General features: G+C 57.4%; 24 protein-coding genes. 12 read left to right on the forward strand and 12 right to left on the reverse strand.

The window, feature by feature from the left end:
* Nucleotides 1–205: 205 nt before the first annotated feature.
* Together narQ and acrD are read left to right on the forward strand one after the other, a co-directional pair.
* The gene (gene narQ / locus OKF39_RS17265; protein WP_479983816.1) at nt 206–1900 is read left to right on the forward strand and encodes a nitrate/nitrite two-component system sensor histidine kinase NarQ; all 1695 of its coding nucleotides are present in this window, start codon (nt 206–208) and stop codon (nt 1898–1900) included.
* Between the two features lie 142 nt (nt 1901–2042).
* The gene (gene acrD / locus OKF39_RS17270; RefSeq protein ID WP_048999955.1) at nt 2043–5156 is read left to right on the forward strand and encodes a multidrug efflux RND transporter permease AcrD; all 3114 of its coding nucleotides are present in this window, start codon (nt 2043–2045) and stop codon (nt 5154–5156) included.
* Between the two features lie 108 nt (nt 5157–5264).
* On the opposite strand, the gene ypfM is transcribed toward acrD, so the two are convergent.
* Nucleotides 5265–5324, reverse strand: coding sequence for a protein YpfM (ypfM, locus tag OKF39_RS17275; protein ID WP_015572204.1), 60 nt, complete (start codon nt 5322–5324; stop codon nt 5265–5267).
* Nucleotides 5325–5711: 387 nt separating this feature from the next.
* On the opposite strand from ypfM, the gene OKF39_RS17280 reads away from it, so the two are divergent.
* The 3 genes from OKF39_RS17280 to OKF39_RS17290 are packed head-to-tail and all read left to right on the forward strand — an operon-like array spanning nt 5712 to nt 7421.
* The gene (locus tag OKF39_RS17280; RefSeq protein WP_045261161.1) at nt 5712–6068 is read left to right on the forward strand and encodes an ArsC family reductase; all 357 of its coding nucleotides are present in this window, start codon (nt 5712–5714) and stop codon (nt 6066–6068) included.
* Between the two features lie 3 nt (nt 6069–6071).
* A complete protein-coding gene (gene dapE / locus OKF39_RS17285) occupies nt 6072–7199 on the forward strand; it encodes a succinyl-diaminopimelate desuccinylase (protein WP_028014016.1) in 1128 nt (375 codons plus the stop codon).
* Between the two features lie 24 nt (nt 7200–7223).
* Complete coding sequence (locus OKF39_RS17290; RefSeq protein ID WP_013098222.1) at nt 7224–7421, forward strand: YpfN family protein; 198 nt, start codon at nt 7224–7226, stop codon at nt 7419–7421.
* 38 nt (nt 7422–7459) lie between these two features.
* On the opposite strand, the gene ypfH is transcribed toward OKF39_RS17290, so the two are convergent.
* The 6 genes from ypfH to dapA all read right to left on the reverse strand — a co-directional run bounded on the left by ypfH (nt 7460) and on the right by dapA (nt 13917).
* Complete coding sequence (ypfH, locus tag OKF39_RS17295) at nt 7460–8155, reverse strand: esterase (protein ID WP_028014017.1); 696 nt, start codon at nt 8153–8155, stop codon at nt 7460–7462.
* 73 nt (nt 8156–8228) lie between these two features.
* Nucleotides 8229–10175: a tRNA(Met) cytidine acetyltransferase TmcA gene (locus OKF39_RS17300; RefSeq protein ID WP_440670277.1), complete on the reverse strand. Its 1947-nt coding sequence runs from the start codon at nt 10173–10175 to the stop codon at nt 8229–8231.
* Nucleotides 10175–11044, reverse strand: coding sequence for a KPN_02809 family neutral zinc metallopeptidase (gene ypfJ, locus OKF39_RS17305; protein WP_041908778.1), 870 nt, complete (start codon nt 11042–11044; stop codon nt 10175–10177). Before ypfJ ends, OKF39_RS17300 begins: the two co-directional genes overlap by 1 nt.
* 120 nt (nt 11045–11164) lie before the next feature.
* The gene (gene purC / locus OKF39_RS17310) at nt 11165–11878 is read right to left on the reverse strand and encodes a phosphoribosylaminoimidazolesuccinocarboxamide synthase (RefSeq protein WP_023332985.1); all 714 of its coding nucleotides are present in this window, start codon (nt 11876–11878) and stop codon (nt 11165–11167) included.
* A 109-nt stretch (nt 11879–11987) separates the two neighbouring features.
* The gene (gene bamC, locus OKF39_RS17315; RefSeq protein ID WP_028014020.1) at nt 11988–13022 is read right to left on the reverse strand and encodes an outer membrane protein assembly factor BamC; all 1035 of its coding nucleotides are present in this window, start codon (nt 13020–13022) and stop codon (nt 11988–11990) included.
* Between the two features lie 16 nt (nt 13023–13038).
* Nucleotides 13039–13917 carry a 4-hydroxy-tetrahydrodipicolinate synthase gene (gene dapA / locus OKF39_RS17320; RefSeq protein ID WP_028014021.1) on the reverse strand — a complete coding sequence of 293 codons (879 nt, stop codon included), beginning with the start codon at nt 13915–13917 and terminating at the stop codon, nt 13039–13041.
* 145 nt (nt 13918–14062) lie between these two features.
* Between dapA and OKF39_RS17325 the strand changes: the two genes are divergently transcribed.
* Nucleotides 14063–14632: a glycine cleavage system transcriptional repressor gene (locus tag OKF39_RS17325; RefSeq protein WP_028014022.1), complete on the forward strand. Its 570-nt coding sequence runs from the start codon at nt 14063–14065 to the stop codon at nt 14630–14632.
* Nucleotides 14632–15102: a thioredoxin-dependent thiol peroxidase gene (bcp, locus tag OKF39_RS17330; RefSeq protein WP_014171119.1), complete on the forward strand. Its 471-nt coding sequence runs from the start codon at nt 14632–14634 to the stop codon at nt 15100–15102. Before OKF39_RS17325 ends, bcp begins: the two co-directional genes overlap by 1 nt.
* 96 nt (nt 15103–15198) lie before the next feature.
* Here bcp and OKF39_RS17335 read toward each other — a convergent pair whose 3' ends face one another.
* The gene (locus OKF39_RS17335; RefSeq protein ID WP_028014023.1) at nt 15199–16263 is read right to left on the reverse strand and encodes an AI-2E family transporter; all 1065 of its coding nucleotides are present in this window, start codon (nt 16261–16263) and stop codon (nt 15199–15201) included.
* Between the two features lie 221 nt (nt 16264–16484).
* Between OKF39_RS17335 and bepA the strand changes: the two genes are divergently transcribed.
* On the forward strand, nt 16485–17948 hold the full coding sequence (gene bepA, locus OKF39_RS17340; RefSeq protein WP_041908772.1) for a beta-barrel assembly-enhancing protease: 1464 nt from the start codon (nt 16485–16487) through the stop codon (nt 17946–17948).
* Nucleotides 17949–17961: 13 nt separating this feature from the next.
* Entirely contained in the window at nt 17962–18318 is a 357-nt protein-coding gene (gene arsC / locus OKF39_RS17345) for an arsenate reductase (glutaredoxin) (protein ID WP_048959914.1), read from the forward strand.
* On the opposite strand, the gene OKF39_RS17350 is transcribed toward arsC, so the two are convergent.
* The gene (locus tag OKF39_RS17350) at nt 18315–19139 is read right to left on the reverse strand and encodes a transposase family protein (protein ID WP_479983191.1); all 825 of its coding nucleotides are present in this window, start codon (nt 19137–19139) and stop codon (nt 18315–18317) included. The two genes, arsC and OKF39_RS17350, sit on opposite strands and share 4 nt — an antisense overlap.
* Nucleotides 19140–19286: 147 nt before the next feature.
* Between OKF39_RS17350 and celB the strand changes: the two genes are divergently transcribed.
* The 3 genes from celB to OKF39_RS17365 are packed head-to-tail and all read left to right on the forward strand — an operon-like array spanning nt 19287 to nt 22984.
* On the forward strand, nt 19287–20606 hold the full coding sequence (celB, locus tag OKF39_RS17355) for a PTS cellobiose transporter subunit IIC (RefSeq protein WP_045261167.1): 1320 nt from the start codon (nt 19287–19289) through the stop codon (nt 20604–20606).
* Nucleotides 20607–20609: 3 nt separating this feature from the next.
* Nucleotides 20610–21566 carry a glycosylasparaginase gene (locus tag OKF39_RS17360; protein WP_028014028.1) on the forward strand — a complete coding sequence of 319 codons (957 nt, stop codon included), beginning with the start codon at nt 20610–20612 and terminating at the stop codon, nt 21564–21566.
* Nucleotides 21566–22984 carry a leucyl aminopeptidase family protein gene (locus OKF39_RS17365; RefSeq protein ID WP_479983817.1) on the forward strand — a complete coding sequence of 473 codons (1419 nt, stop codon included), beginning with the start codon at nt 21566–21568 and terminating at the stop codon, nt 22982–22984. The genes OKF39_RS17360 and OKF39_RS17365 overlap by 1 nt, the downstream gene beginning before the upstream one ends.
* Nucleotides 22985–23060: 76 nt before the next feature.
* On the opposite strand, the gene OKF39_RS17370 is transcribed toward OKF39_RS17365, so the two are convergent.
* The 3 genes from OKF39_RS17370 to upp form a co-directional block, all read right to left on the reverse strand.
* Nucleotides 23061–23762: a DnaA inactivator Hda gene (locus OKF39_RS17370; RefSeq protein WP_211438414.1), complete on the reverse strand. Its 702-nt coding sequence runs from the start codon at nt 23760–23762 to the stop codon at nt 23061–23063.
* A 96-nt stretch (nt 23763–23858) separates the two neighbouring features.
* Nucleotides 23859–25148: a uracil permease gene (uraA, locus tag OKF39_RS17375; protein WP_017692944.1), complete on the reverse strand. Its 1290-nt coding sequence runs from the start codon at nt 25146–25148 to the stop codon at nt 23859–23861.
* 82 nt (nt 25149–25230) lie between these two features.
* Complete coding sequence (upp, locus tag OKF39_RS17380; protein WP_008501641.1) at nt 25231–25857, reverse strand: uracil phosphoribosyltransferase; 627 nt, start codon at nt 25855–25857, stop codon at nt 25231–25233.
* Nucleotides 25858–26004 lie beyond the last annotated feature (147 nt).

A 26004-nucleotide genomic window follows, 5' to 3' on the forward strand; every position in this document is an offset into this window, starting at 1 on the left:
ACTACTCCGTGAAGCCCGCTTTGTCGTCCGTCGGCTCAGGCGGCGCGTTACTTCTCGCCAGATTTCAGGTTAATGCCCAAAGCGGCTTTTGGATCAATAACCTTATCTTTAGTATGAATAAGCTATTTGCTCGCTACCGCGTTATCAGGCAATGTACAACTGCCCATGACCTGTGGCTGAGCCATTTTATGCAGAGATCCGTTCCGTGACCGTTAAACGCCCCGTTTCCGGAAGCCTTGCCTGGGCTTTCTTTTCGATCATTGCCCTGTCCGTGCTGACCAGCACCGTCGCGCTGCTGACGCTTGCCAGCAGCCAGCGTGACGCCGAAGCTATCAACATTGCGGGCTCGCTGCGCATGCAGAGCTACCGCCTCGGCTACGAGATGCAGCGCAACAGCCCCTCCCTTATGGCGCATCGTGAGAACTGGCAGCGAACGTTAAGCGCGCCTTCCCTGGAGAAGCTGAACCGCTGGTACGTCCCGGACAACGTCAAGGCGCGCTATCAGCAGCTGCATGTGGCCTGGCTGGACATGGACAAGCACATCGCCCGCGGCGACAGCGCATGGTATGACGCTCACATTGAGGATTTTGTCGGCCGTATTGATGCCTTTGTGCTCGCCCTCCAGCACTACACCGAAAATAAAATCCAGACGGTGACCCTCCTCTCTCTGGCTGGCGCGCTCGGGATCCTGCTGCTGACGCTGTTTACCCTGCGGCGCATCCGTCGCCAGGTGGTGTTGCCGCTGAACAACCTGGTGGCCGCCAGCGAACGCATTGAGCGAGGGGAATTTACCACCCCGGCGCCGGACACCGCGCTCCCCAACGAGCTTGGCCAGCTCTCCCGCGCCTTCAACCATATGTCGGGCGAGCTACATACTCTCTATCGATCGCTCGAAGCCTCCGTCGCGGAAAAGACGCGGCATTTGCATGAAGCCCACCAGCAGCTCGACATGCTGTTCAAATGCTCCCAGGCGCTGAATACCGGGCAGATAGACAGCCTGTGCTTCCGGCATATTTTGCAGATTGTGCATGAATACACGCAGATGAATTACCTGGAGCTACGCACCAGCGACGACTGGCGGCTGTGTGAAGGAACAGAGGTGAGCGGCATTTCTCTGCAAACCCTGCCGGTGCTGATGCAGGATACCCTCTACGGCGAGCTGCGCTGGCAAAGCGAGACGGGCAGCGTTCCTCTTCCGCTGATGAGAAGCGTGGCGACCATGCTCGGACGTGGGCTGTACTTTAACCAGGCGCAGAAGCATTACCAGCAGTTGCTGCTGATGGAGGAGCGCGCCACCATCGCCCGCGAGCTGCATGATTCGCTGGCGCAGGTACTCTCCTATCTGCGGATCCAGCTCACGCTGCTTAAACACGCCGTGCCGGCGGAAAATGCCTCCGCGCAGACGATCATCACCGACTTCTCCCGCGAGCTGAACAACGCCTGGCAGCAACTGCGCGAGCTGCTGACCACCTTCCGCCTGACGCTAAACCATGCGAATTTACCCGCGGCGCTGCAGGAGTCTCTCGATGCCCTGCAGAGCCAGACGCAGGCGAAGCTGCACCTCGACTGCCGCCTCTCCACCCTGGCGCTTGACGCGCAGAAGCAGGTGCATTTGCTGCAGATCGTGCGGGAGGCCGTCCTGAATGCGATTAAGCACGCGCAGGCCAGCGATATCACCGTCAGCTGCGTGACCGCCGTGGACGGCACGCACAGCGTCAGCATTCGCGACAACGGCATCGGGATTGGCGAGGCCAGCGAGCCGCCGGGACACTACGGGTTGAACATTATGCGAGAACGCGCGCAACGGCTCGGCGGAATGCTGCACTTCTCGCAGCCGCAAAACGGCGGCACGCAGGTCAGCGTGACGTTCCCCGCACCCGCGCCGTTAACAGGTAAATAACGGTAAAGGGGGAAGCGCCGGGAAAAGCGCATGATAATTTACATTATCTCCTTTATTTCTCCACGTTTGGCCTGGGCCTTACCGCTAAAGTGATGCGGGCAATAAACAATAATGACGTGCAGCAAAACGAGGTCACACTTTCATGGCGAATTTTTTCATCGATCGCCCCATTTTTGCCTGGGTGCTTGCCATCCTGTTGTGTCTGACAGGTGTCCTGGCGATTACTTCTCTTCCCGTTGAGCAATATCCCGATCTGGCACCGCCTAACGTGCGTGTCACAGCAAACTACCCCGGCGCGTCCGCACAAACGCTGGAAAATACCGTGACGCAGGTTATCGAGCAGAACATGACGGGTCTGGATAATCTGATGTACATGTCCTCCCAAAGCAGCGCCACGGGACAGGCCACGGTTACCCTGAGCTTTGAGGCGGGCACCGACCCGGACGAAGCGGTGCAGCAGGTACAAAACCAACTGCAGTCGGCCATGCGTAAATTGCCCCAGGCCGTGCAGAACCAGGGCGTCACCGTGCGTAAAACCGGTGATACCAACATTCTGACCATCGCGTTTGTCTCCACCGATGGCTCAATGGATAAACAGGACATTGCGGACTACGTCGCCAGTAATATTCAGGACCCGCTCAGCCGTATTAACGGCGTGGGGGATATCGACGCCTATGGCTCACAGTACTCGATGCGTATCTGGCTGGATCCCAACAAGCTGAACAGCTATCAGATGACGGCAACCGACGTGACGGACGCCATCAAAGCCCAGAACGCCCAAATTGCCGTAGGGCAACTGGGAGGCACGCCTTCCGTCGATAAACAGGCCCTGAACGCCACCATTAATTCGCAATCTCTGCTTCAGACCCCGGACCAGTTCCGCAACATCACCCTGCGCGTGAATCAGGATGGCTCAGAAGTGCGTCTGGGCGACGTTGCTAAGGTGGAAATGGGTGCGGAGAAATACGATTACCTGAGCCGCTTTAACGGCAACCCGGCCTCTGGGCTGGGAATTAAGCTGGCCTCCGGCGCAAACGAAATGGCGACGGCGAAGCTGGTATTGGACCGTCTGGATGAGCTGTCGCAGTATTTCCCGCACGGGCTGGAGTACAAGGTCGCCTATGAAACCACCTCCTTCGTTAAAGCCTCGATTGAGGACGTAGTCAAAACCCTGCTGGAAGCGATCGCCCTGGTGTTCCTGGTGATGTACCTGTTCCTGCAAAACTTCCGCGCCACGCTGATCCCCACCATTGCCGTCCCGGTGGTGCTGCTGGGCACCTTTGCGGTGCTTTACGCGTTCGGCTACAGCATCAACACCCTGACGATGTTTGCCATGGTGCTGGCGATTGGCCTGCTGGTGGACGATGCCATTGTGGTGGTCGAAAACGTCGAGCGCATCATGAGCGAAGAGGGGCTTTCTCCGCGTCAGGCGACGCGTAAATCGATGGGACAAATTCAGGGGGCGTTGGTCGGTATCGCGATGGTGCTGTCGGCGGTCTTTATCCCGATGGCCTTCTTTGGCGGTACAACCGGGGCGATTTACCGTCAGTTCTCAATCACCATCGTCTCGGCGATGGTGCTCTCCGTACTGGTGGCGCTGATCCTCACTCCCGCGCTCTGCGCCACCCTCCTTAAGCCGCTGCACAAAGGGGAACATCATGGCCAGAAAGGGTTCTTCGGCTGGTTTAACCGCATGTTCAACCGCAACGCCGAGCGGTATGAATCTGCCGTCGGCAAAGTGCTACACCGCAGCCTGCGCTGGATGATGATTTACGTTGTGCTGCTGGGCGGCATGGTGTGGCTGTTCCTGCATCTTCCCACCTCGTTCCTGCCGCAGGAAGACCGGGGGATGTTCATCACCTCGGTGCAGCTCCCGAGCGGATCCACCCAGCAGCAGACGCTGAAGGTGGTTCAGAACGTTGAGCAGTACTTCTTCACCAAAGAGAAAAATAACGTTGTTTCGGTCTTCTCTACCGTCGGCTCCGGCCCGGGCGGGAACGGGCAGAACGTCGCCCGCATGTTTGTCCGCCTGAAAGACTGGGACGAACGCGACGCCAGAACGGGAACCTCGTTCGCCATCATTGAACGCGCAACTAAAGCGTTTGCACGTATTAAAGAGGCGCGCGTCTTTGCCAGCAGCCCGCCCGCGATCAGCGGCCTGGGCAGTTCCGCCGGGTTTGATATGGAGCTGCAGGATCACGCCGGCGCGGGCCACTCCGCTCTGATGGCCGCGCGCGATAAGCTGCTAGAACTAGCAGGGAAAGATCCCGGCCTGACCCGCGTTCGTCACAACGGTCTTGACGACAGCCCGCAGCTTCAGGTGGATATCGACCAGCGTAAGGCGCAGGCGCTGGGCGTGTCGATCGAGGATATCAACGACACCCTGCAAACCGCATGGGGCTCAAGCTACGTAAATGACTTTATGGATCGCGGCCGCGTGAAAAAAGTGTATGTCCAGGCAGCCGCGCCGTTCCGCATGTTGCCGGATGATATTAACCGCTGGTTTGTACGCAATAATTCTGGCGGGATGGTCCCCTTCTCCGCCTTTGCCACCTCGCGCTGGGAGAGCGGTTCGCCGCGCCTGGAGCGCTATAACGGCTATTCGGCAGTTGAAATCGTCGGGGAAGCCGCGCCGGGCGTCAGCACCGGTACCGCCATGGACACCATGGAAAAACTGGTGCAGCAGTTGCCCGCCGGTTTTGGTCTGGAATGGACGGCCATGTCTTACCAGGAGCGTCTCTCCGGGGCGCAGGCCCCTGCCCTCTATGCGCTTTCTTTGCTGGTGGTCTTCCTCTGCCTTGCCGCGCTGTATGAGAGCTGGTCGGTTCCGTTCTCGGTCATGCTGGTGGTGCCGCTTGGGGTTATCGGTGCGCTGCTGGCGACCTGGATGCGCGGCCTGGAGAACGACGTTTACTTCCAGGTGGGGCTACTTACGGTGATCGGCTTGTCGGCGAAAAACGCCATTCTGATCGTTGAGTTTGCCAACGAGATGAATGCCAAAGGCCACGAACTGATGGCCGCCACGCTGCACGCCTGCCGCCAGCGCCTACGTCCGATCCTGATGACCTCACTGGCGTTTATTTTTGGTGTACTGCCGATGGCAACCAGCACGGGTGCAGGCTCAAGCAGCCAGCATGCGGTGGGTACCGGCGTCATGGGGGGGATGATTTCGGCCACCATCCTGGCGATTTATTTTGTGCCGCTGTTCTTTGTGCTGGTGCGTCGTCGCTTCCCGCTCCGGGAGCGACAGGAATAACCCGCAGTCATAAAAAAGGCGGCTTAATCGGCCGCCTTTTTATTGTGTGATTAATTCACACTATGGTTATTTTACTTATTTTAGTGCTCTTGCAATTCTTACTGAATGTCATTTACGAAGCATGCCTTCGATAAAATCTTTCCAGTTCCCCAGTTCACGTTCAATCATAACAACCTCTCTTATTATTATGCGCATTCTACGAAAACGTATCATCATTGTGAAGACTGCTTAACCAATCGCTGTGATTGTACCCCGCCACCGTTGGGGATTTATGATAAATATGAACGGAGGAGTTTAAATTTTGTGTGACGGCCAGCAATATTTTGAAATAACCCTACGAACGGGTGAGTTTTATTTTACGCGCTGAGTTTATTCAGAATTTAAACACGGTGGACATCTATGCTTAAATGGTGAAAGTATATTCAGCGTACAAGTGTGAGTTGAATTAAGAAGAAGTGTAAATCCAGAGCATTCCTGAGTGTGTTATATTCCACCTAAAGATATATCTTCGAATTTACTGAATGTTTAATCGCCATAAGAGCAAAAGGATTCAACATGGTTGTGATGTACGGCATTAAAAATTGCGACACCATCAAAAAAGCACGCCGCTGGCTGGAAACTAATAACGTCGAGTACCGCTTCCACGATTATCGTGCCGACGGGCTTGATGCAGAATTTCTGCATACCGCCATTAACGAACTGGGATGGGAAGCGCTGCTGAACACCCGCGGCACCACCTGGCGTAAGCTGGACGAATCCGTGCGCGCCAGCATCGTTGACGCTGACAGCGCGGCAAAGTTGATGCTCGACATGCCGGCAATTATCAAACGCCCATTGCTCTGCAAGCCAGGTCAGCCTATGCTGCTGGGTTTCAGTGAAACCCTTTATTCTGACTTTTTCGTAGAGGTGTAGTGTATGTCATGCCCGGTCATTGAGCTGACTCAACAGCTTATTCGCCGTCCCTCCCTTAGCCCGGACGACGCAGGTTGTCAGGCATTAATGATTGAGCGCCTGCGCGCCATCGGTTTTACCGTTGAGCGCATGGATTTTGGCGACACCCAGAACTTCTGGGCGTGGCGTGGCCAGGGCGAAACGCTGGCCTTTGCCGGGCACACTGACGTCGTTCCCGCGGGTGACGCTGATCGCTGGATTAATCCGCCGTTTGAGCCGACCATCCGCGATGGCATGCTCTTCGGCCGCGGCGCGGCTGACATGAAAGGCTCGCTGGCGGCGATGGTTGTGGCGGCAGAGCGCTTTGTGGCTCAGCATCCGAACCACAAAAACCGTCTCGCGTTCTTGATCACCTCCGATGAAGAAGCCAGCGCCCATAACGGTACCGTGAAGGTCGTTGAGGCGCTGATGGCGCGCAATGAACGTCTTGACTACTGTCTGGTCGGCGAGCCGTCCAGTACCGAAGTGGTGGGTGATGTCGTCAAAAATGGTCGCCGCGGCTCGCTGACCTGTAACCTGACCATACATGGGGTTCAGGGGCATGTGGCCTACCCGCATCTGGCCGATAACCCGGTCCACCGCGCCGCGCCAATGCTGAACGAACTGGTAGGCATCGAGTGGGATAAAGGCAACGAGTTCTTCCCGCCGACCAGCATGCAGATCGCCAACGTCAAGGCCGGAACCGGCAGTAACAACGTCATCCCGGGAGATTTCTTCGTCCAGTTCAACTTCCGCTTCAGTACCGAACTGACCGACGAGACGATCAAAGCGCGCGTTGTCGCTCTGCTGGAAAAATACAACCTGCGCTACACCGTTGACTGGTGGCTTTCCGGCCAGCCGTTCCTGACGCAGCGCGGCAAGCTGGTGGATGCGGTGGTGAACGCCATTGAGCACTATAATGAAATTAAGCCGCAGCTGCTGACAACGGGCGGCACCTCAGACGGACGCTTTATCGCCCGCATGGGTGCACAGGTTGTCGAACTGGGTCCGGTTAACGCGACGATTCACAAAATCAACGAGTGTGTGAACGCAGCCGATTTACAACTGCTGGCCCGCATGTATCAACGTATTATGGAGCAACTCGTCGCCTGACGAGCGCTCAGAGAGGAATAGCGAATGGATTGGCTTGCAAAGTACTGGTGGATTCTGGTGCTGGTGTTTCTGGTCGGCGTACTGCTGAACGTGATTAAAGACCTTAAGCGCGTTGACCACAAAAAGTTTCTCGCGAATAAGCCGGATCTCCCGCCGCACCGTGATTTTAACGACAAGTGGGACGATGACGACGACTGGCCGAAGAAAGACCAGAAGAAGTAATCGGTCTGTATCCCCTCTCCTGTGGAGAGGGGATAACCTCACATAAATTCAACAATATCATCATCATTCGGCTTACCGCCGCTGAGCGCTTCATCAAAGTAGTGCTTCGGCACGGTATAGCGCAGATGGTCGAGCGCAAACTGCATGCTGCGGTCGTCGATCGCGTGGCCCAGATCGTCAACAATATCCAGCGTCACATCCCCGCCCTCACGCACCAGCGCTTCCTGGGCAGCTACCGCATGCGAAAGCTCAATCACCCGATCTTCACCACCGTGAATGAGATGGATGGTGGTCTGCGTGGTCGCGCTTGTCGGTAACGTTGCATAACGCCCGTTAAAAGCGATGACGCGTGAAGCCAGACCGGGCTGCGCTTTTACGCTTTCCAGCGACATGATTGACCCCTGCGAGAAGCCAATCAGCGCCGTTGCGTCAGCGCCTACGCCGCTCTGCTGCTGCCAGTAGCGCACGATGTCGATAAACGTGGGCATGATCGCATCAATGCGCGCCTGACGGTTCTCCTCCGTCACGCCCTGAACCGGGAACCACTGCCGTCCGTCTGGACCGCACGGCTCCACGCCGCCGATGCTGACGATCAGTGCTTCCGGAAAAACGGGCGCAAACCAGCGGCCAATCTGTCCCATATTGACGGCATTATCGCCCACGCCATGAAACAGGAGCAGTAACTGTTTAGCCGGTTTGTCAGGGCTTTGAACAACAAAATGGTCGTGTTTCATGGCGGTCTCCTTAATTGATGAGCAGGATTTTACGCCTCTGCGGGGTAATGACCATGCCACTTTACTGAAGAAGTCATTGAAAAAATTGCCATTGCAAAATGTCGGCTTTCAGCTGTTGGCAGCGGGAATAATCAAGGCTCTCAAGCGCTTGCGCGGTTTCACTCCGCAGTTTAGCCAGCAGCGCTTTTCGCCCCATCTCCTCCGTCTTACCCTCTATTTTCCCGCGCAGCGCCGGAAGCGGCATGTCTGTAGCTAACACCAGCCGCGTCAGGGCAGCAACCGAGGTTGAAAACGCCCGGTGCGCAAAGGCAAACCCCGCCAGCTCCAGCCAGTCGTCACTATTAAGGGTAGCTTCCCAGGCATCGGTCACCGGGATCTTTTCACCGTTCCAGGCTGAAAGAACGCGCATATCACGACACAGGCGCTGGTGCTCCTGCGCGCACAGGCGGTGCCCGGCCTCGCTATGCGGCAATAAGGCCATCGCCGTGTAGCACCCGCTGCTGGCTTCCCGATGGCTGCCCATTCGCACCAGCACAAAGCCGCACTGCCGCCAGAAACGCCACAGCTCGTCGGTATAGCCAAAGCTTACCGAGAGATAATCTTCACCGCTGACGCTGCGAATAAGCCGCTGGCCGATGCCTTCCCGTTGACGGTGGGGATGCACCGCAATGCGGCTAATCCGCCGCCCCTTCAGCGTCGCCGCGAGAGGCGACCCGCCGTGCGCCGCCAGTGACTGCGCCACAAGGTTCCCGCGAGGACGACGAAAGCCCGCCCACACCGCGCGGCTCAGATCGGGGGGCAATCCCCCCTCTTCCACCAGCCAGAGCGCGCCCGCCATATCCGCCCCCGCGTGTGCAACCGCAAAGTGCTGGCCGGGGGCATCCATCATCCGGCGTAAATCGAGCGGGGACGTCCGGTAGTGCGCGGCACACAGCAGTTCATACACGCTTGCCACGCGCGCCGGGTCGCTCTCCCACATCCGCGGCTCCAGCAACCGTATACGCACGTCACCTTCCGGTTTGCGGTCAATAAGCGCGTCGTCAAACAGCAGCGTATTCGCCACTATCCGCTCAAGCGGACACCCGGCCGCCCAGCGAATGGGGGTGGATAAGGTATAACGCCGCAGCCCGCTGAACCGGGCGCAGAACTTAAGCAGAAACCCCCTGCCCGTGCCTTCATAACCCTGGACAGTGGTGGTCAGCAACACGCGGGGAAAGCGCGACACCAGCTTGTCCAGCAGCGGGCCGGGGATGGCTGCGGCTTCATCAACAATCAGCCAGTCGGCTTCTGTGGTGGAGGCCAGCAGCACATCCGGGGCCATAAAGTGAAAACGCTCGCCAGCGAAGCGCGCAATGACATCCGTTGCCCCTTTGGCCGGTGCAGTGACCACCGCACTCCCCTGAATGCTGTTGAGCAGCATCCCCGCCAGGGCTGACTTTCCGCGCCCCCGCGGCGCCGTCACGGCAGCGACGCCCGCAGGCATGGTCAGAAGCGCGTCGAGGATCTCCGCCTGCTCGCGCTGCGGCTCGCCGCTGGCTGGCTGCCAGGCGGGCGAATCCGGCGCAGCGGGAAGAGAGAGAGGACGATGCTGTTGCCAGACGATCGCATCCGCATCGGCGGCAAGGGTCCGGCAAAAATGGTGAACGAAGCGCGGGGTGGCGATGGGTTCCGCGCTGTCGCTCCAGCGCACGGAATCGCCGTCGGGCCTGTCGGCCCAGTCAGCGAGAGGCGGCACCAGCAGCACCAGCAGGCTTCCGGCGCGCAGCGTCCCGCTGAGTGCGGCAAAGGCTGAAACATCAAACCCGGCACGCGCGTCAAAAACGGCGTGCAGATATTCGCGTCCCAGCAGCCCGCTAACGGCTTTTGAGGGATTCTCCTCCAGCCACAGCCAGTCTCCCGGAAAGGCATCACGCAGGCCAGCCGCCTGGCTCAACGTCCATTGTTCATCGCCAGTGAGCACCACCAGACGGCGGTGCCCGGTACGCTCAAGCTCGCGCGTCAGATGTTCAAACGACACCATCACATGGCTTTGCCGAAGGTATTACACTGGGCCGGATCGCCGCTGTCAAAGCCGCGCTTGAACCAGCTGTAGCGCTGCTGTGACGTACCGTGAGTGAAACTGTCCGGCACGACATGGCCCTGGCTCTGCTGCTGCAAACGGTCATCGCCGATGGCCTCAGCCGCGTTTAATGCCTCTTCAAGATCCCCGGATTCCAGCACGCCCTGCTGCTGCATGCTGTGGCCCCAGACGCCCGCGAAGCAGTCCGCCTGCAGTTCCATTTTGACGGAAAGGCGGTTCACTTCGGCCTGAGACGCGTTCTGCTGAAGCTGGCGCACTTTGGGCTCAATCCCCAGCAGCTTTTGCACGTGATGGCCGACTTCATGCGCGATAACGTAGCCCTGAGCAAAATCACCGTCAGCGCCAAGCTTGCGTTTCATGTCATCGTAAAAAGAGAGATCGATATAGACGGTGCCGTCTGCCGGGCAGTAGAACGGCCCCATCACAGATTGCCCGGTACCGCATCCGGTGCGGGTTGCGCCCCGGTACATCACCAGCTTAGGCTGCTGGTAGGTGCGCCCCATCTTCTCGAACTGCTGACTCCAGGTGTCTTCAGTTGTGGCGAGAATAACGGAGGTAAATTTGGCCGCTTCATCTTCATTCGGGCTGATGGAGCGCTGAGAATGCTGTTGCTGCTGCAGCGGTTGACCGGTCATCAGACCGGTGAGGTCGACCCCGTAGTAACCTGCGACCAGCACCACAATCAGCAGGATGATACCGCCCTTGCCGCTGGGTAAGCGGAAGCCGGGCCCGCCCATTGAAGGACCGCCGCCACCATCACTGCGTCTGTCTTCTACATTGTCACTTTCACGACGCCCTTGCCAGCGCATAACCACCTCGAACTATTCCATTAATAATAGCTATGATCGTAGGCGGTTAACGGCAAGATTACCATAGGAAACAAAGGTAAGACGCCAAAGGATGCGAACATCCTTTGGCAACTGAGGAACTTAGTCGAGCTTAACGCCTAAACGGTGAGCTACCGCCTCGTACGCTTCAATCAGGCCACCCAGGCTCTGACGGAAACGGTCTTTGTCCATTTTATCCAGGGTTTCTTTATCCCACAGGCGGCTGCCGTCCGGGGAGAACTCGTCGCCCAGCACCACTTCACCTTTGAACAGACCAAACTCCAGCTTGAAGTCGACGAGGATCAGGCCCGCGTCATCAAACAGCTTTTTCAGCACGTCGTTGGCTTTGTAGGTCAGTTCCTGCATGCGCGCCAGGTTCTCTTTGCTCACCCAGCCGAAGGTTTCGCAGTAGGATTCGTTGACCATTGGGTCGTGCATGGCATCGTTTTTCAGGAACAGGTCGAACAGCGGTGGATTCAGCTCAATACCTTCTTCAATGCCCAGACGCTTCACCAGGGAGCCTGCCGCACGGTTACGAATCACGCACTCAACCGGAACCATATCCAGTTTTTTCACCAGACATTCCGTATCGGACAGCAACGCTTCCATCTGGGTCGGGATACCCGCTTCGGCCAGTTTGGTCATAATGAAGTGGTTGAACTTGTTGTTCACCATGCCTTTACGATCGAACTGCTCAATGCGTGCGCCATCCCCTGCTGACGTATCATTGCGGAACTCGAGCACCAACAGATCCGGGTTCTCCGTGCTGTATACGGTCTTCGCTTTGCCACGATACAACTCAGCTTGCTTCTGCATCTTCATTACTCCTGGTGTGATAATTTGCGTTCAAAACGGGGTATATTATGCCACGCACACGTTTGCGTAGCACGAAAATAAAAAGGGCGGGATTAACCCGCCCTCGTATTTATTTGCTGAATGCTGCCTGGAAGACAGCGACCAGCGCATCGTTCTGCGCCTGGGTCAGCGTGTGACCTTTTGGATCGATAAACTGCAGGCTGCTGCGGTTATCGAGGTCACCTACCTGAATCTTGTAATCACCGGAGGCAAGCTGAGGATCTTTGGCGCCCAGTTCCTGCCACGCGCTGTCGGACAGCGGCTTATAGGTCGCCGTCATGCTGCCGGTTGAACGGGTGCTGTCGGTCACTTTCATGCCCACTTTTTCCAGCGTCGCTGGCAGGCGCTGCCAGGTCTGGTTAAACGGTGCACGCACCACCAGCATTGGCAGGCCGGTGTCATCCGCGCCGCTCTGAACGTCGTAAGTGACGCCGTTACGGTTCTGCGCGGCGTTGGCAGCATCGGTAGCGGTCTTATCCAGACCTGCGGCGATCACGTTCAGCATTTCAGTGCTGTAACGCTGCATAGAGGCGGCATCCGCAACCGGTTTACCCGCCTGCTCCAGGTTCAACAGCTTAACGTTAACTGCCTGCTGGTAACCCTGTGGTTTCACGGAGACCTGATAGCGTCCACGGTACTGCTGATCTTCATCAAGACGGTTCCACTCGATCCAGTCGGTGGTTAACGTCTGGCTGGCGTCATCGCGCTTATCAATGGTGTAATTCTTCGCCTGAATAACGCTGACGACCTGTGGCCACAGATTGCTTCCGCGCGCGCTTTCAACCAGCAGAGACGCCGTGTCACCGGTGAACTGGGTACGCGCCCCGCTTACCAGCGCCAGAGGCTGTGCTGGCGGACGAATATCAAGCGCTTTACCAACCAGGCCGCTGCCGTTGGTCACGGGAATATTATAATCGCCGTTTTGAATCGGCAGGATCATACCAGCCGGTGCATGAAGTTCAGCAAGCGGGGTCGCATCCAGATAGGATTCATCACCGCTCACCTGGCGCTTGTAGCGCGAGTCTGAACTACAGGCAGCGAGCAGCATAACAAGCGAAACACTCGCAACCTTCGCCAGGCGCGACTTCTGTACTGAATAAGCCATCAAATCTCCCTAAACTTTACAGCAAACCGGCATGCTTCAGCGCTGCCCTGACGATGTCGCGACCGTGGTCGGTAATCGGTGTCATTGGCAAACGCAGCGTATCGGATGCTACAAGCCCCAACTCCTTACACGCCCATTTCACTGGGATCGGATTGGGTTCGACAAATAATTTATTGTGCAACGGCATCAGACGCTGATTAATGACACGCGCTTCATTATAGTGACCGGCTGCGGCCAGTTTGCACATTTCAGCCATATCGCGCGCCGCAACGTTCGCCGTTACGGAGATCACGCCATGACCACCAAGCTGCATAAAGTCCAGCGAGGTCGCATCATCACCACTCAACAGGATAAAGTCGTCTGAAACCAGCTCTTTGATCTGATGAACGCGGCTTAAGTTCCCTGTCGCCTCTTTAATACCGATAATATTTTTTACTTCCGAGAGACGACCAACGGTTTCCGGCAGCATATCGCAGCCGGTACGGGACGGCACATTATACAGAATTTGTGGCAAGTCAGTATGTTCAGCGATGGCTTTGAAGTGCTGGAACAAACCTTCCTGAGTAGGACGGTTGTAGTAAGGGGTTACCGTCAGACAGCCCACGATGCCGCTGTCGTTAAAACGTTTGGTCAGGCTGATCGCTTCTGCGGTCGCATTAGCACCTGTCCCCGCAATGACCGGAATACGTCCGTCAGCCAGTTCCAGGGTCAGCATAACCACATCGCCGTGCTCTTCATGGCTCAGCGTTGCAGATTCACCGGTAGTCCCTACCGAAACGATCGCCGAGGTTCCATTGGCGACATGGTAATCAATCAGCTTTTTCATGCTGGACCGGCAGACATTACCTTTTTCATCCATCGGTGTAACAAGCGCGACAATACTTCCCGTGAACATGAGCCATCCTCTGTGCGAACAAGAGCCTCAATGGTACGTTTGGAACTGTAATAAAAGCAAGCGACCTGAGGCCCTCTGGCGGTTGTATGCACGTTTTTTTTATGCTTTCCTTAGGAAGACTTAACCATGCAAAGGAAGAACAGGTTTGACAACCTCATCACAACATTACCTGGTTATCACCGCGCTGGGTGCCGACAGGCCGGGTATCGTGAACACCATCACCCGTCACGTGAGCAGCTGCGGCTGTAACATCGAAGACAGCCGCCTGGCGATGCTCGGCGAAGAGTTCACGTTTATCATGCTGCTGTCCGGAACATGGAATGCCATTACCCTTATTGAATCCACCCTGCCGCTGAAAGGCGCGGAGCTGGATTTGCTGATCGTCATGAAGCGCACCACCGCGCGCCCGCGTCCGGCCATGCCCGCGACCGTCTGGGTGCAGGTTGAAGTCCCTGATTCTCCGCATCTGATTGAGCGCTTTACCGCGCTGTTCGACAGCCATCAGATGAACATTGCGGAACTCGTCTCTCGCACGCAGCCGGGCGACGAAAGCACCGTTCCTACGCTCTTTATTCAAATTACCGCACACAGCCCTGCCTCGCAGGATGCGTCAAATATCGAGCAAGCGTTCAAAGCCCTCTGTACAGAATTAAACGCGCAGGGCAGTATAAGCGTCGTCAATTATTCGCAGCACGAACAGGATGGAGTTGAGTAATGAATCCACTGAAAGCCGGTGACATCGCACCGAAATTTAGCTTACCGGATCAAGACGGTGAGCAAGTAAATTTGACCGACTTCCAGGGACAGCGTGTTCTGGTCTATTTCTACCCGAAAGCCATGACCCCCGGCTGCACCGTACAGGCCTGCGGCTTACGCGACAACATGGACGAGTTGAAGAAAGTCGGCGTGGAAGTGCTGGGAATCAGCACGGATAAACCAGAAAAGCTGTCACGATTTGCGGAAAAAGAGCTGCTGAACTTCACGCTGCTTTCCGACGAAGACCACCAGGTCTGCGAGCAGTTCGGCGTCTGGGGTGAAAAGACCTTTATGGGTAAAACCTACGACGGCATTCACCGCATCAGCTTCCTGATTGACGCTGACGGTAAAGTTGAACATGTGTTTGACGACTTCAAAACCAGCAACCACCACGACGTGGTGTTGAACTGGCTGAAACAAAGCGCCTGATAAACAGCAAAACGGCAACCCAGGTTGCCGTTTTTAGTGTTTTCCCCCTCTCCCTATGGGAGAGGGTCGGGGTGAGGGCATCAGGCCGCACAAAAACTACTTCTCTTCCACCGCAGGCACATCCGGCCACGCGTGCACCACCGCTTTAATCAGCGTCGCCAGCGGAATGGCAAAGAACACGCCCCAGAACCCCCACAGCCCGCCGAAAATCACCACCGACAGGATAATCACCAGCGGATGCAGGTTCACGGCCTCGGAGAACAGCACCGGCACCAGCAGGTTACCGTCCAGCCCCTGAATGATCAGGTACACCGCGAAGCAGCTCCAGAACTCAGTACCCAGCCCAAACTGGAACAGCGCAACGCCCACCACCGGAATGGTCACCACAAACGCGCCGATATACGGGATCAGAACCGAAAATCCGACCAGCACCGCCAGCAGCAGCGAGTAGTTCAGGCCGAAGATCAGGAAGCCAATCCAGGTGGCGACTCCCACGACTATCATCTCCAGCACCTTGCCGCGAATGTAGTTGGTGATCTGCTGGTTCATCTCCTGCCAGACCTGCCCGGCCAGCCCGCGATTGCGCGGCAGCACGCGGCGTACCGCGTTCAGCATCTGCTCTTTGTCCTTGACCAGGAAGAACACCATTAGCGGCACGAGCACAAGATAGACGGCCAGCGTCAGCAGCCCCACCAGCGAGGCCAGAGAGTATTTCACCACCGAATCGCCCATCGTCATGATGCGGGCGCGCATGTTTTCGGCCATCGCATCTATGATCCCCGCATCCATCAGCGCGGGGTAACGACGCGGCAGCGTGGCGGCGAAATCAGACAGCTTGTTCAACATGCCGGGCATATCGCGGATCAGGTAGATCCCCTGCTGCCAGGCAACCGGCATCACCACAAATGCCATCAGCAGCAGAATGCCGACAAACAGCACCAGCACGATACTCGTTGCCCAGCGGCGCGAACAGCCGATATGTTCCAGGCGCGCCGTTGGCCACTCCAGCAGGTATGCGAGCACAATCGCCACCAGCAGAGGGGCGAGAAGGCCGCTGAAAAAGAACAGAATACCGAACCCGGCAACCAGAATAACCAGCAAAGCAATGGCTTCCGGGTCACTGAACCGACGCCGATACCACTGCATTAACATTTCGAGCATACAACCCTTCCCTGAATCGATTGGCGGGAGTGAGACGGTGAATTGTATCTAACTGTCACAAAAAAGACTTTCGCTTTTTGTATCCCTGTCACAATCCGCAAAAGCCTGATGAATGGGATTTTCTTCATGCGGTAACACGGCTACACTCGCAGGGCAGCAGAGATGAACGATATGCCGGTTCATCGGTCAAATTAGCACCTCCAACATACAGGACAGTGGTTATGTTCAGGCAGTTGAGAAAAACACTGGTTGCAACACTGATTGCCGCAGTGACGGTCGGTCAGGTGTTGCCCGCTTTCGCTGACTCGTCCGATTCATTGCCGGACATGGGCACCACGGCAGGAAGCACGCTCTCTATCGGGCAAGAGATGCAGATGGGTGATTACTATGTGCGCCAGCTGCGCGGTAGCGCCCCGCTGATCAACGACCCTTTGCTGGTGCAGTACATTAACGGGCTGGGGATGCGCCTGGTGGCGCACGCCGATTCGGTAAAAACGCCCTTCCACTTCTATTTGATTAATAACGACGAAATCAACGCCTTCGCCTTCTTCGGCGGAAACGTGGTGCTGCATTCGGCGTTATTCCGTTACTCAGACAACGAAAGCCAGCTGGCTTCGGTAATGGCGCACGAAATTTCGCACGTTACCCAGCGCCACCTCGCGCGTGCAATGGAAGACCAGAAGCGTAACGCCCCGCTCACCTGGGTGGGCGCACTAGGCTCTATTCTGCTGGCGATGGCCAGCCCGCAAGCCGGGATGGCGGCCCTGACCGGTACGCTTGCGGGAACGCGTCAGGGGATGATCAGCTTCACCCAGCAAAACGAGCAGGAAGCTGACCGCATCGGCATTCAGGTTTTACAGCGCTCCGGCTTTGACCCGCAGGCCATGCCGAGCTTCCTGGAAAAACTGCTCGACCAGGCACGGTATTCTTCCCGTCCGCCGGAAATTTTGCTCACCCACCCGCTGCCGGAAAGCCGTCTCTCGGACGCACGCAACCGTGCCAACCAGATGCGCCCGGTGGTCGTACAGTCTTCGCAGGACTTCTACATGGCGAAAGTAAGAACGCTCGGCATGTACAACTCCGGACGTAACCAGCTCACCAGCGATCTGCTGGATACCCTGGCGAAAGGCAACGTGCGGGAAAAAAATGCCGCGCAGTATGGTCAGGCGCTACAGGCGATGGAAGCCAGTAAATACGACGAGGCGCGTAAAGCGCTGCAGCCGCTGCTGGCAGCCGACCCGAACAATCCGTGGTATCTCGATCTCTCGACGGATATCGATCTGGGGCAGAAAAAAGCCACTGATGCGATTAACCGCCTGAAAGGGGCGAAAGACATACGGACCAACCCGGTGCTGCAGCTTAACCTGGCGAACGCTTACTTGCAGGGCGGTCAGCCTGCGCAGGCCGTGACCATTCTGAACCGCTACACGTTTAACAATAAAGATGACCAGAACGGCTGGGAGCTGCTCGCTCAGGCGCAGGGGCAACTCGGTAACCGCGATCAGGAACTGGCGGCGCGTGCTGAAGGGCTGGCGCTGGCGGGCCGTCTCGATCAGGCTATTTCCCTGCTCAGCAGCGCCAGCTCGCAGGTGAAGCTCGGCAGCCTGCAGCAGGCCCGCTACGACGCGCGTATCGACCAGCTGCGCGGCCTGCAACAACGCTTTAAGCCGTACGAGAAGATGTAATAAAGGAGAAGTCATGACAGACGCGGTAAAAATTTACCATAACCCTCGCTGCTCCAAGAGCCGCGACACCCTCAGCCTGCTGAAATCTAACGGCATCGACCCGGAAGTGGTGCTGTATCTGGAGACGCCGCCGGACGCGCAGACGATCCGCGAGCTGCTGCACATGCTGGGGATGGGCAGCGCGCGCGAACTGATGCGTCAGAAAGAGGATCTGTATAAATCGCTTAATCTGGATGACAGCCGCCTCACCGAGGCTGAGCTGGTACAGGCGATGGTCGACAATCCAAAGCTGATTGAGCGCCCGATTGTGGTGGCGAACGGCAAGGCGCGCATTGGCCGTCCGCCGGAAGATGTGCTCGAAATTCTCTAGTCCCTACGCCGCAGCGCTTCCAGAAACGCCTGCGGCGTACTCTCTCCCAGCTTTTTCTGCGTTTTGCCCCGGTTATAAAACTCGCACAGCGCGATCAACACCTCTCCCGCCGGTTCATCATTCACGCGAGGAATAACATCGCCTAATGGCACCGCTACCTGAAGCGTGTTGTGTTTTTGGAGATGCGTTTTTACAGCCACATCTATTGCAGCGTCCGTCAGCTCAAAACCAAAAGTCTCAATAGATTGTATATCAGCCGGACAGTCATCAAGCAGCGCCCGCGTCCAGGTATTGAGCAACTGGGGCGACAGTCCTGCATAGAGCCGGGCATAACACCAGCCGCTCACCGGTTCGCGCGCCCAGAGCAGATGTTGTTCGCCCCCATCGTCCATGTGCAGGGATAAAGGCAGATGATGGAGCATCAGCGTATGCGGCCGCATGCCAGCCTTCAGCGCTTTTATTCCCTGCAACGGCCCCCCTTTTAGCTTCGCGGAGGCCGGTTTGAGATAGCGATTCAGGGTTGCCCTTGAAACGCGGATCCCCAGCACGTCGTTAACCATCTGCAGCAGTTCATCTAACGGCGCCCCTGAGATGTCGCGCAGCGCATTCACCAGCGCCACCTGCTCCTGTCTCAACGCTTTGTGTATCACTTTTGGCGTGGTGTGGTTATCCGAAACCTGGTCGCGGTTGCGCCAGCGCCTGACGGTGGTCACCGAGATCCCCAGCTCAAGAGCAAGCTCTCTGTCGCTTTTATCTGACTGTTGCAGATAGCGGCGGATACGCGGCGTGGTGGTCGCATTGGCGTGAAGTTTAATTTCCATCGCAACAATTCCGTTAACTAATCATATGAGATTTATATAACACAGGCGATTGCTTTGTGACCGGTTTCACCTTTCGCTCGCCGCGCTTCACTGATAATCCACAGACATAACATAAACAACACCCCTCAATCTTGTACGGAGTTCACAATGAACAATGTTCTGGGATTTCTTGAAGCAAAACTGATGCCCCTGGCGGCGAAAACGGCCCAGCAGCGTCATCTCGGGGCCATTCGCGGTGCCTACGTGTCATTCATGCCATTTATTATCGTCGGCTCCATTCTGCTGGTTATCTCCTCCTTCCCTAACCAGGCCTATCAGCAGTTTATGTCTCAGGCCTTTGGTGAGAGCTGGAGCGCGATTATTGAAATTCCATTCAACGCGGTGTTCTCCACCATGTCGCTGTTCATCAGCTTCCTGGTCGCCTTCCGCCTGGCGGAACACTACGGCGAGGACCGCATCTCCTGCGGCATTCTGGCGCTGGTCGCGTTTCTGATCCTGACGCCGTTTATTAAGGTGGCGGAAAACGGCGGTATTACCGTGATGCCGGTGGAGTGGATTGGCAGCAAAGGATTGTTCGTGGCGATGATCGGCTCGCTGCTCTGGACGGAGCTGTTCTGCTGGCTGAAGCGCAAAAATCTGGTCATTAAAATGCCGGACGGCGTGCCTCCTGCGGTGCAGGAGTCGTTCGCGGCGCTGATCCCCGCCCTGCTGGTGATGATTCTGGTACTGGGTATCCGCATCGTCTTCGAGAACACTCACTACAACACCATCCACCAGTTTATTTATGAAGTGGTTGCTACCCCGGTGCGCCACTACGGCACCTCCTATTTCGGTGCGCTGATGACGGTATTCAGCATCACCATTCTCTGGTCAGTGGGCATTAACTCCGGCTCGATGATTAACGGCATCATTCGTCCGCTGTGGATGGAAAATCAGACCGACAACATCGCCGCGATCCAGGCGGGGACGACGCCGCCGCACATTATCACGGAACAGTTTTTTGACATGATCTGGATGGGCGGCGCGGGTGCTACGCTGTCGCTGGTAATTGCGATGCTGATTTTTGCCCGCAGTAAAAACATGCGCGAAGTGGCGCGTCTCGGCGCCGGGGCGTCGGTGTTTAACATCAACGAGCCGATTCTGTTTGGCCTACCGGTGATCATGAACCCGATCATGCTTATTCCGTTCAACCTGGTGCCGCTGGTGCTGGTCACCGTGCAATATGCGGCGATGAAGATTGGCGCGGTCGCCGTCACCACCGGGGTGTTTATCCCCTGGACGCTGCCGCCGGTGATCAGCGGTTTTATCGTCACCGGACACCTGAGCGGCAGCGTGATGCAGCTAATCAACCTGCTGATTGGCGCCATGCTGTACCTGCCTTTCATGCGTATCGTGGACAAACAGTACCGCGCGGCGGAAATTGCCACCGTTACGCAAACCGACACCACCCTTGCAAAACAGGAGTAAAGCATGTGGGGAATTATCGCAACCTGGCGAATGGCGCTTGAAGGGGTAACGGAATCTGCGTCTGCCCTGGCGGCGGGAAAACCGGTCGCTACGGCGGTGGTTGATGCCGTCGCCGCCGTCGAAGACTTTCCGTTTTATAAATCCGTCGGCTACGGCGGGCTGCCGACCGAAAACGGCGAAGTCGAGCTGGACGCGGCATTCATGGACGGCGACACGCTGGCGTTCGGTGCCGTGGGGAACCTGGTGGATATCGCCAACCCGGTGCGCGTGGCACACGCGCTCAGCCGCCAGCGCTACAACAGCCTGCTGGTCGGCCAGGGCGCGCGTGAATGGGCGCTAAGTCAGGGCTTTGCCGACAAAAGCATGCTTACCGAACGGGCTATGCAGCACTACCGCAAACGCTGCCGCGAGACGCTGGATAAAGGCTTAAGCCCGTACGACGGACACGACACCGTCGGCATTATCGGCCTCGATAAGCAGGGGTCGATGAGCGTTGCCACCTCCACCAGCGGCCTGTTTATGAAAAAACGCGGCCGCATTGGGGATTCGCCGATTATCGGCTCCGGCTTTTACTGCGACAGCGAAACCGGCGCGGCCACCGCTACGGGCGTCGGTGAAGATCTGATGAAAGGCTGCACGAGCTACGAAATCGTTCGTCGCATGGCGCAGGGTATGACGCCGCAGCAGGCGGCAGACTCCGTGGTGTTCGAGCTGGAAGACAAGCTGATGTCGCGCTTCGGTCGCGTGGGCGATCTCTCCGTGGTGTGCATGAACAACAGGGGCGAATTTGGCGCCGCCACTAACATCAAAACCTTCTCGTTTGTGGTGGCGACGGCCCGTCAGCCCCTCACCGTTTTTCGTACCGAGCGCCTGCGGGAGAAAACGCACTATCACGCCGTGGACGAAGAGTGGATGCAGGCCTACGCCGCGCGGATCCGCGCACCGATTGAGGAGTCATGATGATTGCGTATCAGTTTATCACCGCACTTTCTGACGCAAAGCCGCGAAGCCATTTAATCGCCCGCGTCTCCTGTGCGCAGTTGCCGCAAACCGCGCTTGTTGCGGAAATGCGTGACTCTGACGGCATCGCGGACACCCGCTTTGGCTGCGCGCCCTTTGCGCGCATCACCCTGCTGCCGGATGCGCTCTGGCATGACGCGCTCACTGAAGGCCTGCTTGCCGCCCTGCGACCGCTGTTTGCCTCTCCCGTCAGCGCAGATATCGTGCTGGACGCAACAAATATCGACGAGGTAGTGCTGGCGCAGGTGCTGCGTTTTCTCTTTAATCAGGCGCACAGGCTGAGCGATTTACAGCTGAAAAAAACCAGTGAGTGCGTTCGTATTAAGCACATCACCGCCCTCTGCCTGCCGGAGCAGCAGGCGAAGCTGGAAACAATTTTCCGCCAGCAGCAGGCCATCGCCCACGGCATGGTCGCGGCGCGTCGCCTGGCGGATATACCGTCCGATCGCTGTACGCCGCAGTTTATGGTCGAAGAGGCGCAAAAACTGTGTGCCGCCTACCCTGCCCTGCGCTGCGAGGTGCTGAACGAAAAGGCTATTGTTGAGCAGGGTCTTGGGCTGCTGAACGCCGTCGGCAAAGGGGCGACCTGCCCGCCACGTCTGCTGGCTATTCATTACGACGGCGTTTCTGACGGCCCGGTGCGCTGCTACGTAGGTAAAGGCATTACCTTCGATACCGGCGGCCTGTGGCTGAAGGAAGGCGCAGGCATGTACACCATGAAATACGACATGTGCGGTGCGGCCAACGTGCTGGGGCTGATGCTGACCTTAGCAGAGCTGGCGCTGCCCGTACGCATCATGGGCGTGCTTGCGCTGGCGGAAAACGCCATCGGACCGGACGCCATGCAGCCCGGCTCGGTAGCAACGGCCTGCAACGGCATGACGGTTGAAATCAACAACACCGATGCCGAAGGCCGACTGGTGCTGGCGGATGCCATCGCCTGGGCCAGCCAGCGCCATCCGCAGGCACGCTATATCATTGATATGGCGACCTTAACCGGTGCGGTGGTGAAAGCGCTGGGGTATGAGCTGAGCGGGCTGATGACGCAGGACGAGCCGCTGCGCGCCGCGCTGACGCAGGCGGGTAAGCGGAGCGGCGACGAAGTGTGGTCTCTGCCGCTGGACGCGCGGCTGAAAAAGCAGACCGACAGCGCGATTGCCGATCTGTGCAACACCCCGACAAACAACGCGGCAATCAGCGCGTCGGCGGCGTGGCTGCTGCACCATTTTTGCCCGCAGACGATCCCGTGGGCGCATCTGGATATCAGCGGCACGGCGCTGTGGCGCGAGAACGGCAGGAGCGTGGCGTCGGGTAGGCCGATTCCGCTGCTGGTGGAGCACTTGCTGGGGGATCTTTAGCCCGGTGGCGCTGCGCTTACCGGGCCTACGGACGCCATATGTAGGCCGGGTAAGGCGCAGCCGCCACCCGGCATAACTACAGCTTAAGAATATCTTTCACAAACGGAATGGTCAGCTTGCGCTGGGCGGTAATGGAGGCGCGATCGAGCTGATCGAGCGTATCAAACAGGGTGCGCATCTCGCGGTCCAGACGCTTGAGCAGGAAACGGCCCACGTCTTCCGGCAGCTCAAAGCCGCGCTGCTTTGCTCGCAGCTGTAACGCCTGCAGCTTATCTTCATCTGACAGCGGCTGGAGCTTGTAGATTTGCCCCCAGTCCAGACGAGACGCCAGATCCGGCAGCCCAAGATTAAGCTGGCGCGGCGGACGATCGCCGGTGATCAGCAACCGGGTTTTGCCCGACTCCAGAATGCGGTTGTAGAGGTTAAAGATCGCCATTTCCCACGGCTCGTCCCCCGCCACGCATTCGATATTATCGATGCAGACCAGCGAGAGATGTTCCATGCCCTCAAGCACTTCAGGCACAAACCAGGTACGTTTATCCAGCGGCACGTAGCCGACCGCATCGCCGCGCGCCGAAAGCTCGGCACAGGCCGCATGCAGCAGGTGACTGCGCCCCGCGCCTTCGCGTGACCAGATATAGATGTATCCGCTGTGATCCTGACGCAGCACGTTTTGCAGTGCAGCCAGTAAAGAGGGGTTATCACCCGGCCAGAAACTCGCAAAAGTTTCGTCGTCAGGGAGATAGAGTGGCAGAGAGAGCTGTGCCGGTCCGTTCAGAAATACCTCAACCAGAGATCTTACATAAAATCGGCGATGAGTTTAACACGGAACCCGCCAGGAGAGAACCGGGCGATCCTTCGCCCAGTTAATGGATCAGTGTGGGGCTTTTTCGCTTTCGTCAGCGTCCAGCACCACCTCTTCCGGGCGGATCACCGAGATCAGCTTGAAAATCAGGCTCAGGCCCACGCCCACGATGGTCGCCAGCGCCATGCCCTTCAGCTCGGCCGCACCGATGTGCACCTTCGCGCCGCTCACGCCGATAATCAGGATCACCGAGGTCAGGATCAGGTTTTGCGCCTTGCTGTAATCCACTTTGGATTCAATCAGAACGCGAATACCGGAGGCACCGATCACGCCGTACAGCAGCAGGGAAACGCCGCCCATTACCGGGACCGGGATAATCTGGATCGCTGCCGCCAGCTTGCCCACGCAGGAGAGCAGAATGGCGATGATCGCCGCGCCGCCGATAACCCAGGTACTGTAGACGCGGGTAATCGCCATCACGCCGATGTTTTCACCATAGGTGGTGTTTGGCGTGGAGCCGAAGAAACCGGAGATGATGGTGGAGAAACCGTTGGCAAACATGGAGCGGTGCAGACCCGGGTCGCGGATCAGGTCGCGCTTCACGATGTTCGCCGTCACCACCAGGTGGCCAACGTGCTCCGCAATTACCACCAGCGCGGCAGGCAGAATGGTGAAAATGGCGAACCATTCAAAGCGTGGGGTGTAGAAAGTTGGCAGCGCGAACCAGTGCGCCTCGGCAATCGGCGTGGTATCCACAACGCCCATGACGAAGGAGAGCGCGTAGCCCGCCAGCACGCCGATCAGGATCGGGATAATCGCCATAAAACCGCGGAACAGCACGGAGCCAAATACCGTCACGCCCAGCGTCACCAGCGAGATGATAATGGTTTTGGAGTCCGGTGACTGGCCGTCCGCAGGCAGCAGGCCGGCCATATTCGCCGCCACGCCCGCCAGCTCCAGGCCGATAACGGCAACGATGGCGCCCATCGCCGCAGGCGGGAACATCACGTCCAGCCAGCCGGTACCGGCTTTCTTCACGATGAAGGAGACCAGGCAGAACAGCACGCCGCACATGATAAAGCCGCCCAGCGCCACTTCATACCCAAGGGGCAGCAGCAGCAGCACCGGCGAGATAAAAGCAAAGCTCGACCCCAGATACGCCGGGATTTTGCCTTTACAGATAAAGAGGTACAGCAGCGTACCGATGCCGTTGAACAGCAGCACGGTAGCCGGGTTAATGTGAAACAGGATTGGCACCAGCACGGTTGCGCCAAACATAGCGAACAGGTGCTGCAAACTAAGCGGGATAGTCTGTAAAAGCGGCGGTCTTTCACTCACCCCGATAGCACGGCGCGTCATAGTGTTTTCCTCTGTGTAGTATTGTTGGTTTTTATTCAAAAAAAAGCCGACTATCAAAGTCGGCTTATTTATCGTTATTCGATTATTTCGTACCAAAGATCTTATCGCCGGCATCGCCGAGCCCCGGGATGATGTACCCGTGCTCGTTCAGCCCCTGGTCGATAGAGGCGGTGTACAGCTCAACGTCCGGGTGCGCTTTTTCCAGCGCCGCGATCCCTTCCGGAGCAGCAACCAGAACCAGCACCTTAATGCTGCTGCAGCCCGCTTTTTTCAGCAGATCGATGGTGGCGATCATTGAACCGCCGGTCGCCAGCATTGGGTCAACCACCAGCGCCATGCGCTCGTCGATGTTAGAGACCAGCTTCTGGAAGTAAGGTACCGGCTCCAGCGTCTCTTCGTTACGGTAGATACCGACCACGCTGATGCGCGCGCTCGGTACGTGCTCCAGCACGCCTTCCATCATGCCAAGACCGGCACGCAGGATAGGCACTACGGTAATTTTCTTACCTTTGATCTGCTCAACCTGCACCGGGCCGTTCCAGCCTTCGATGGTCACTTTTTCCGTTTCCAGATCGGAGGTTGCTTCGTAGGTCAGCAGGCTGCCCACTTCAGAAGCCAGTTCGCGAAAACGCTTCGTGCTGATGTCATGCTCACGCATCAGGCCCAACTTGTGTTTAACGAGTGGGTGTTTCACTTCCACAATCTTCATTCTCTTTCTCCTCTGAGGTGGCATCCGCAAAAAAATCGCGGGATTATACCGCTTTTTTCGGATTGCGCCATACCCAACTTGCTTGACGTACATCAATCAAAAACAAAAAAACCGGAGGCTGGGCTCCGGCTTGGGTGCGGGGTCTTG

Source organism: Enterobacter cloacae complex sp. HYC042_NIDB (assembly GCF_056673315.1).

Coding starts and splice junctions, on each gene's coding strand:
- acrD (WP_048999955.1), top strand. CDS start 2,043: ATGGCGAATTTTTTCATCGATCGCCCCATTTTTGCCTGGGTGCTTGCC.
- OKF39_RS17280 (WP_045261161.1), top strand. CDS start 5,712: ATGGTTGTGATGTACGGCATTAAAAATTGCGACACCATCAAAAAAGCA.
- dapE (WP_028014016.1), top strand. CDS start 6,072: ATGTCATGCCCGGTCATTGAGCTGACTCAACAGCTTATTCGCCGTCCC.
- OKF39_RS17290 (WP_013098222.1), top strand. CDS start 7,224: ATGGATTGGCTTGCAAAGTACTGGTGGATTCTGGTGCTGGTGTTTCTG.
- ypfH (WP_028014017.1), bottom strand. CDS start 8,155: ATGAAACACGACCATTTTGTTGTTCAAAGCCCTGACAAACCGGCTAAA.
- OKF39_RS17300 (WP_440670277.1), bottom strand. CDS start 10,175: ATGGTGTCGTTTGAACATCTGACGCGCGAGCTTGAGCGTACCGGGCAC.
- ypfJ (WP_041908778.1), bottom strand. CDS start 11,044: ATGCGCTGGCAAGGGCGTCGTGAAAGTGACAATGTAGAAGACAGACGC.
- purC (WP_023332985.1), bottom strand. CDS start 11,878: ATGCAGAAGCAAGCTGAGTTGTATCGTGGCAAAGCGAAGACCGTATAC.
- bamC (WP_028014020.1), bottom strand. CDS start 13,022: ATGGCTTATTCAGTACAGAAGTCGCGCCTGGCGAAGGTTGCGAGTGTT.
- dapA (WP_028014021.1), bottom strand. CDS start 13,917: ATGTTCACGGGAAGTATTGTCGCGCTTGTTACACCGATGGATGAAAAA.
- bcp (WP_014171119.1), top strand. CDS start 14,632: ATGAATCCACTGAAAGCCGGTGACATCGCACCGAAATTTAGCTTACCG.
- OKF39_RS17335 (WP_028014023.1), bottom strand. CDS start 16,263: ATGCTCGAAATGTTAATGCAGTGGTATCGGCGTCGGTTCAGTGACCCG.
- bepA (WP_041908772.1), top strand. CDS start 16,485: ATGTTCAGGCAGTTGAGAAAAACACTGGTTGCAACACTGATTGCCGCA.
- arsC (WP_048959914.1), top strand. CDS start 17,962: ATGACAGACGCGGTAAAAATTTACCATAACCCTCGCTGCTCCAAGAGC.
- OKF39_RS17350 (WP_479983191.1), bottom strand. CDS start 19,139: ATGGAAATTAAACTTCACGCCAATGCGACCACCACGCCGCGTATCCGC.
- celB (WP_045261167.1), top strand. CDS start 19,287: ATGAACAATGTTCTGGGATTTCTTGAAGCAAAACTGATGCCCCTGGCG.
- OKF39_RS17360 (WP_028014028.1), top strand. CDS start 20,610: ATGTGGGGAATTATCGCAACCTGGCGAATGGCGCTTGAAGGGGTAACG.
- OKF39_RS17365 (WP_479983817.1), top strand. CDS start 21,566: ATGATTGCGTATCAGTTTATCACCGCACTTTCTGACGCAAAGCCGCGA.
- uraA (WP_017692944.1), bottom strand. CDS start 25,148: ATGACGCGCCGTGCTATCGGGGTGAGTGAAAGACCGCCGCTTTTACAG.
- upp (WP_008501641.1), bottom strand. CDS start 25,857: ATGAAGATTGTGGAAGTGAAACACCCACTCGTTAAACACAAGTTGGGC.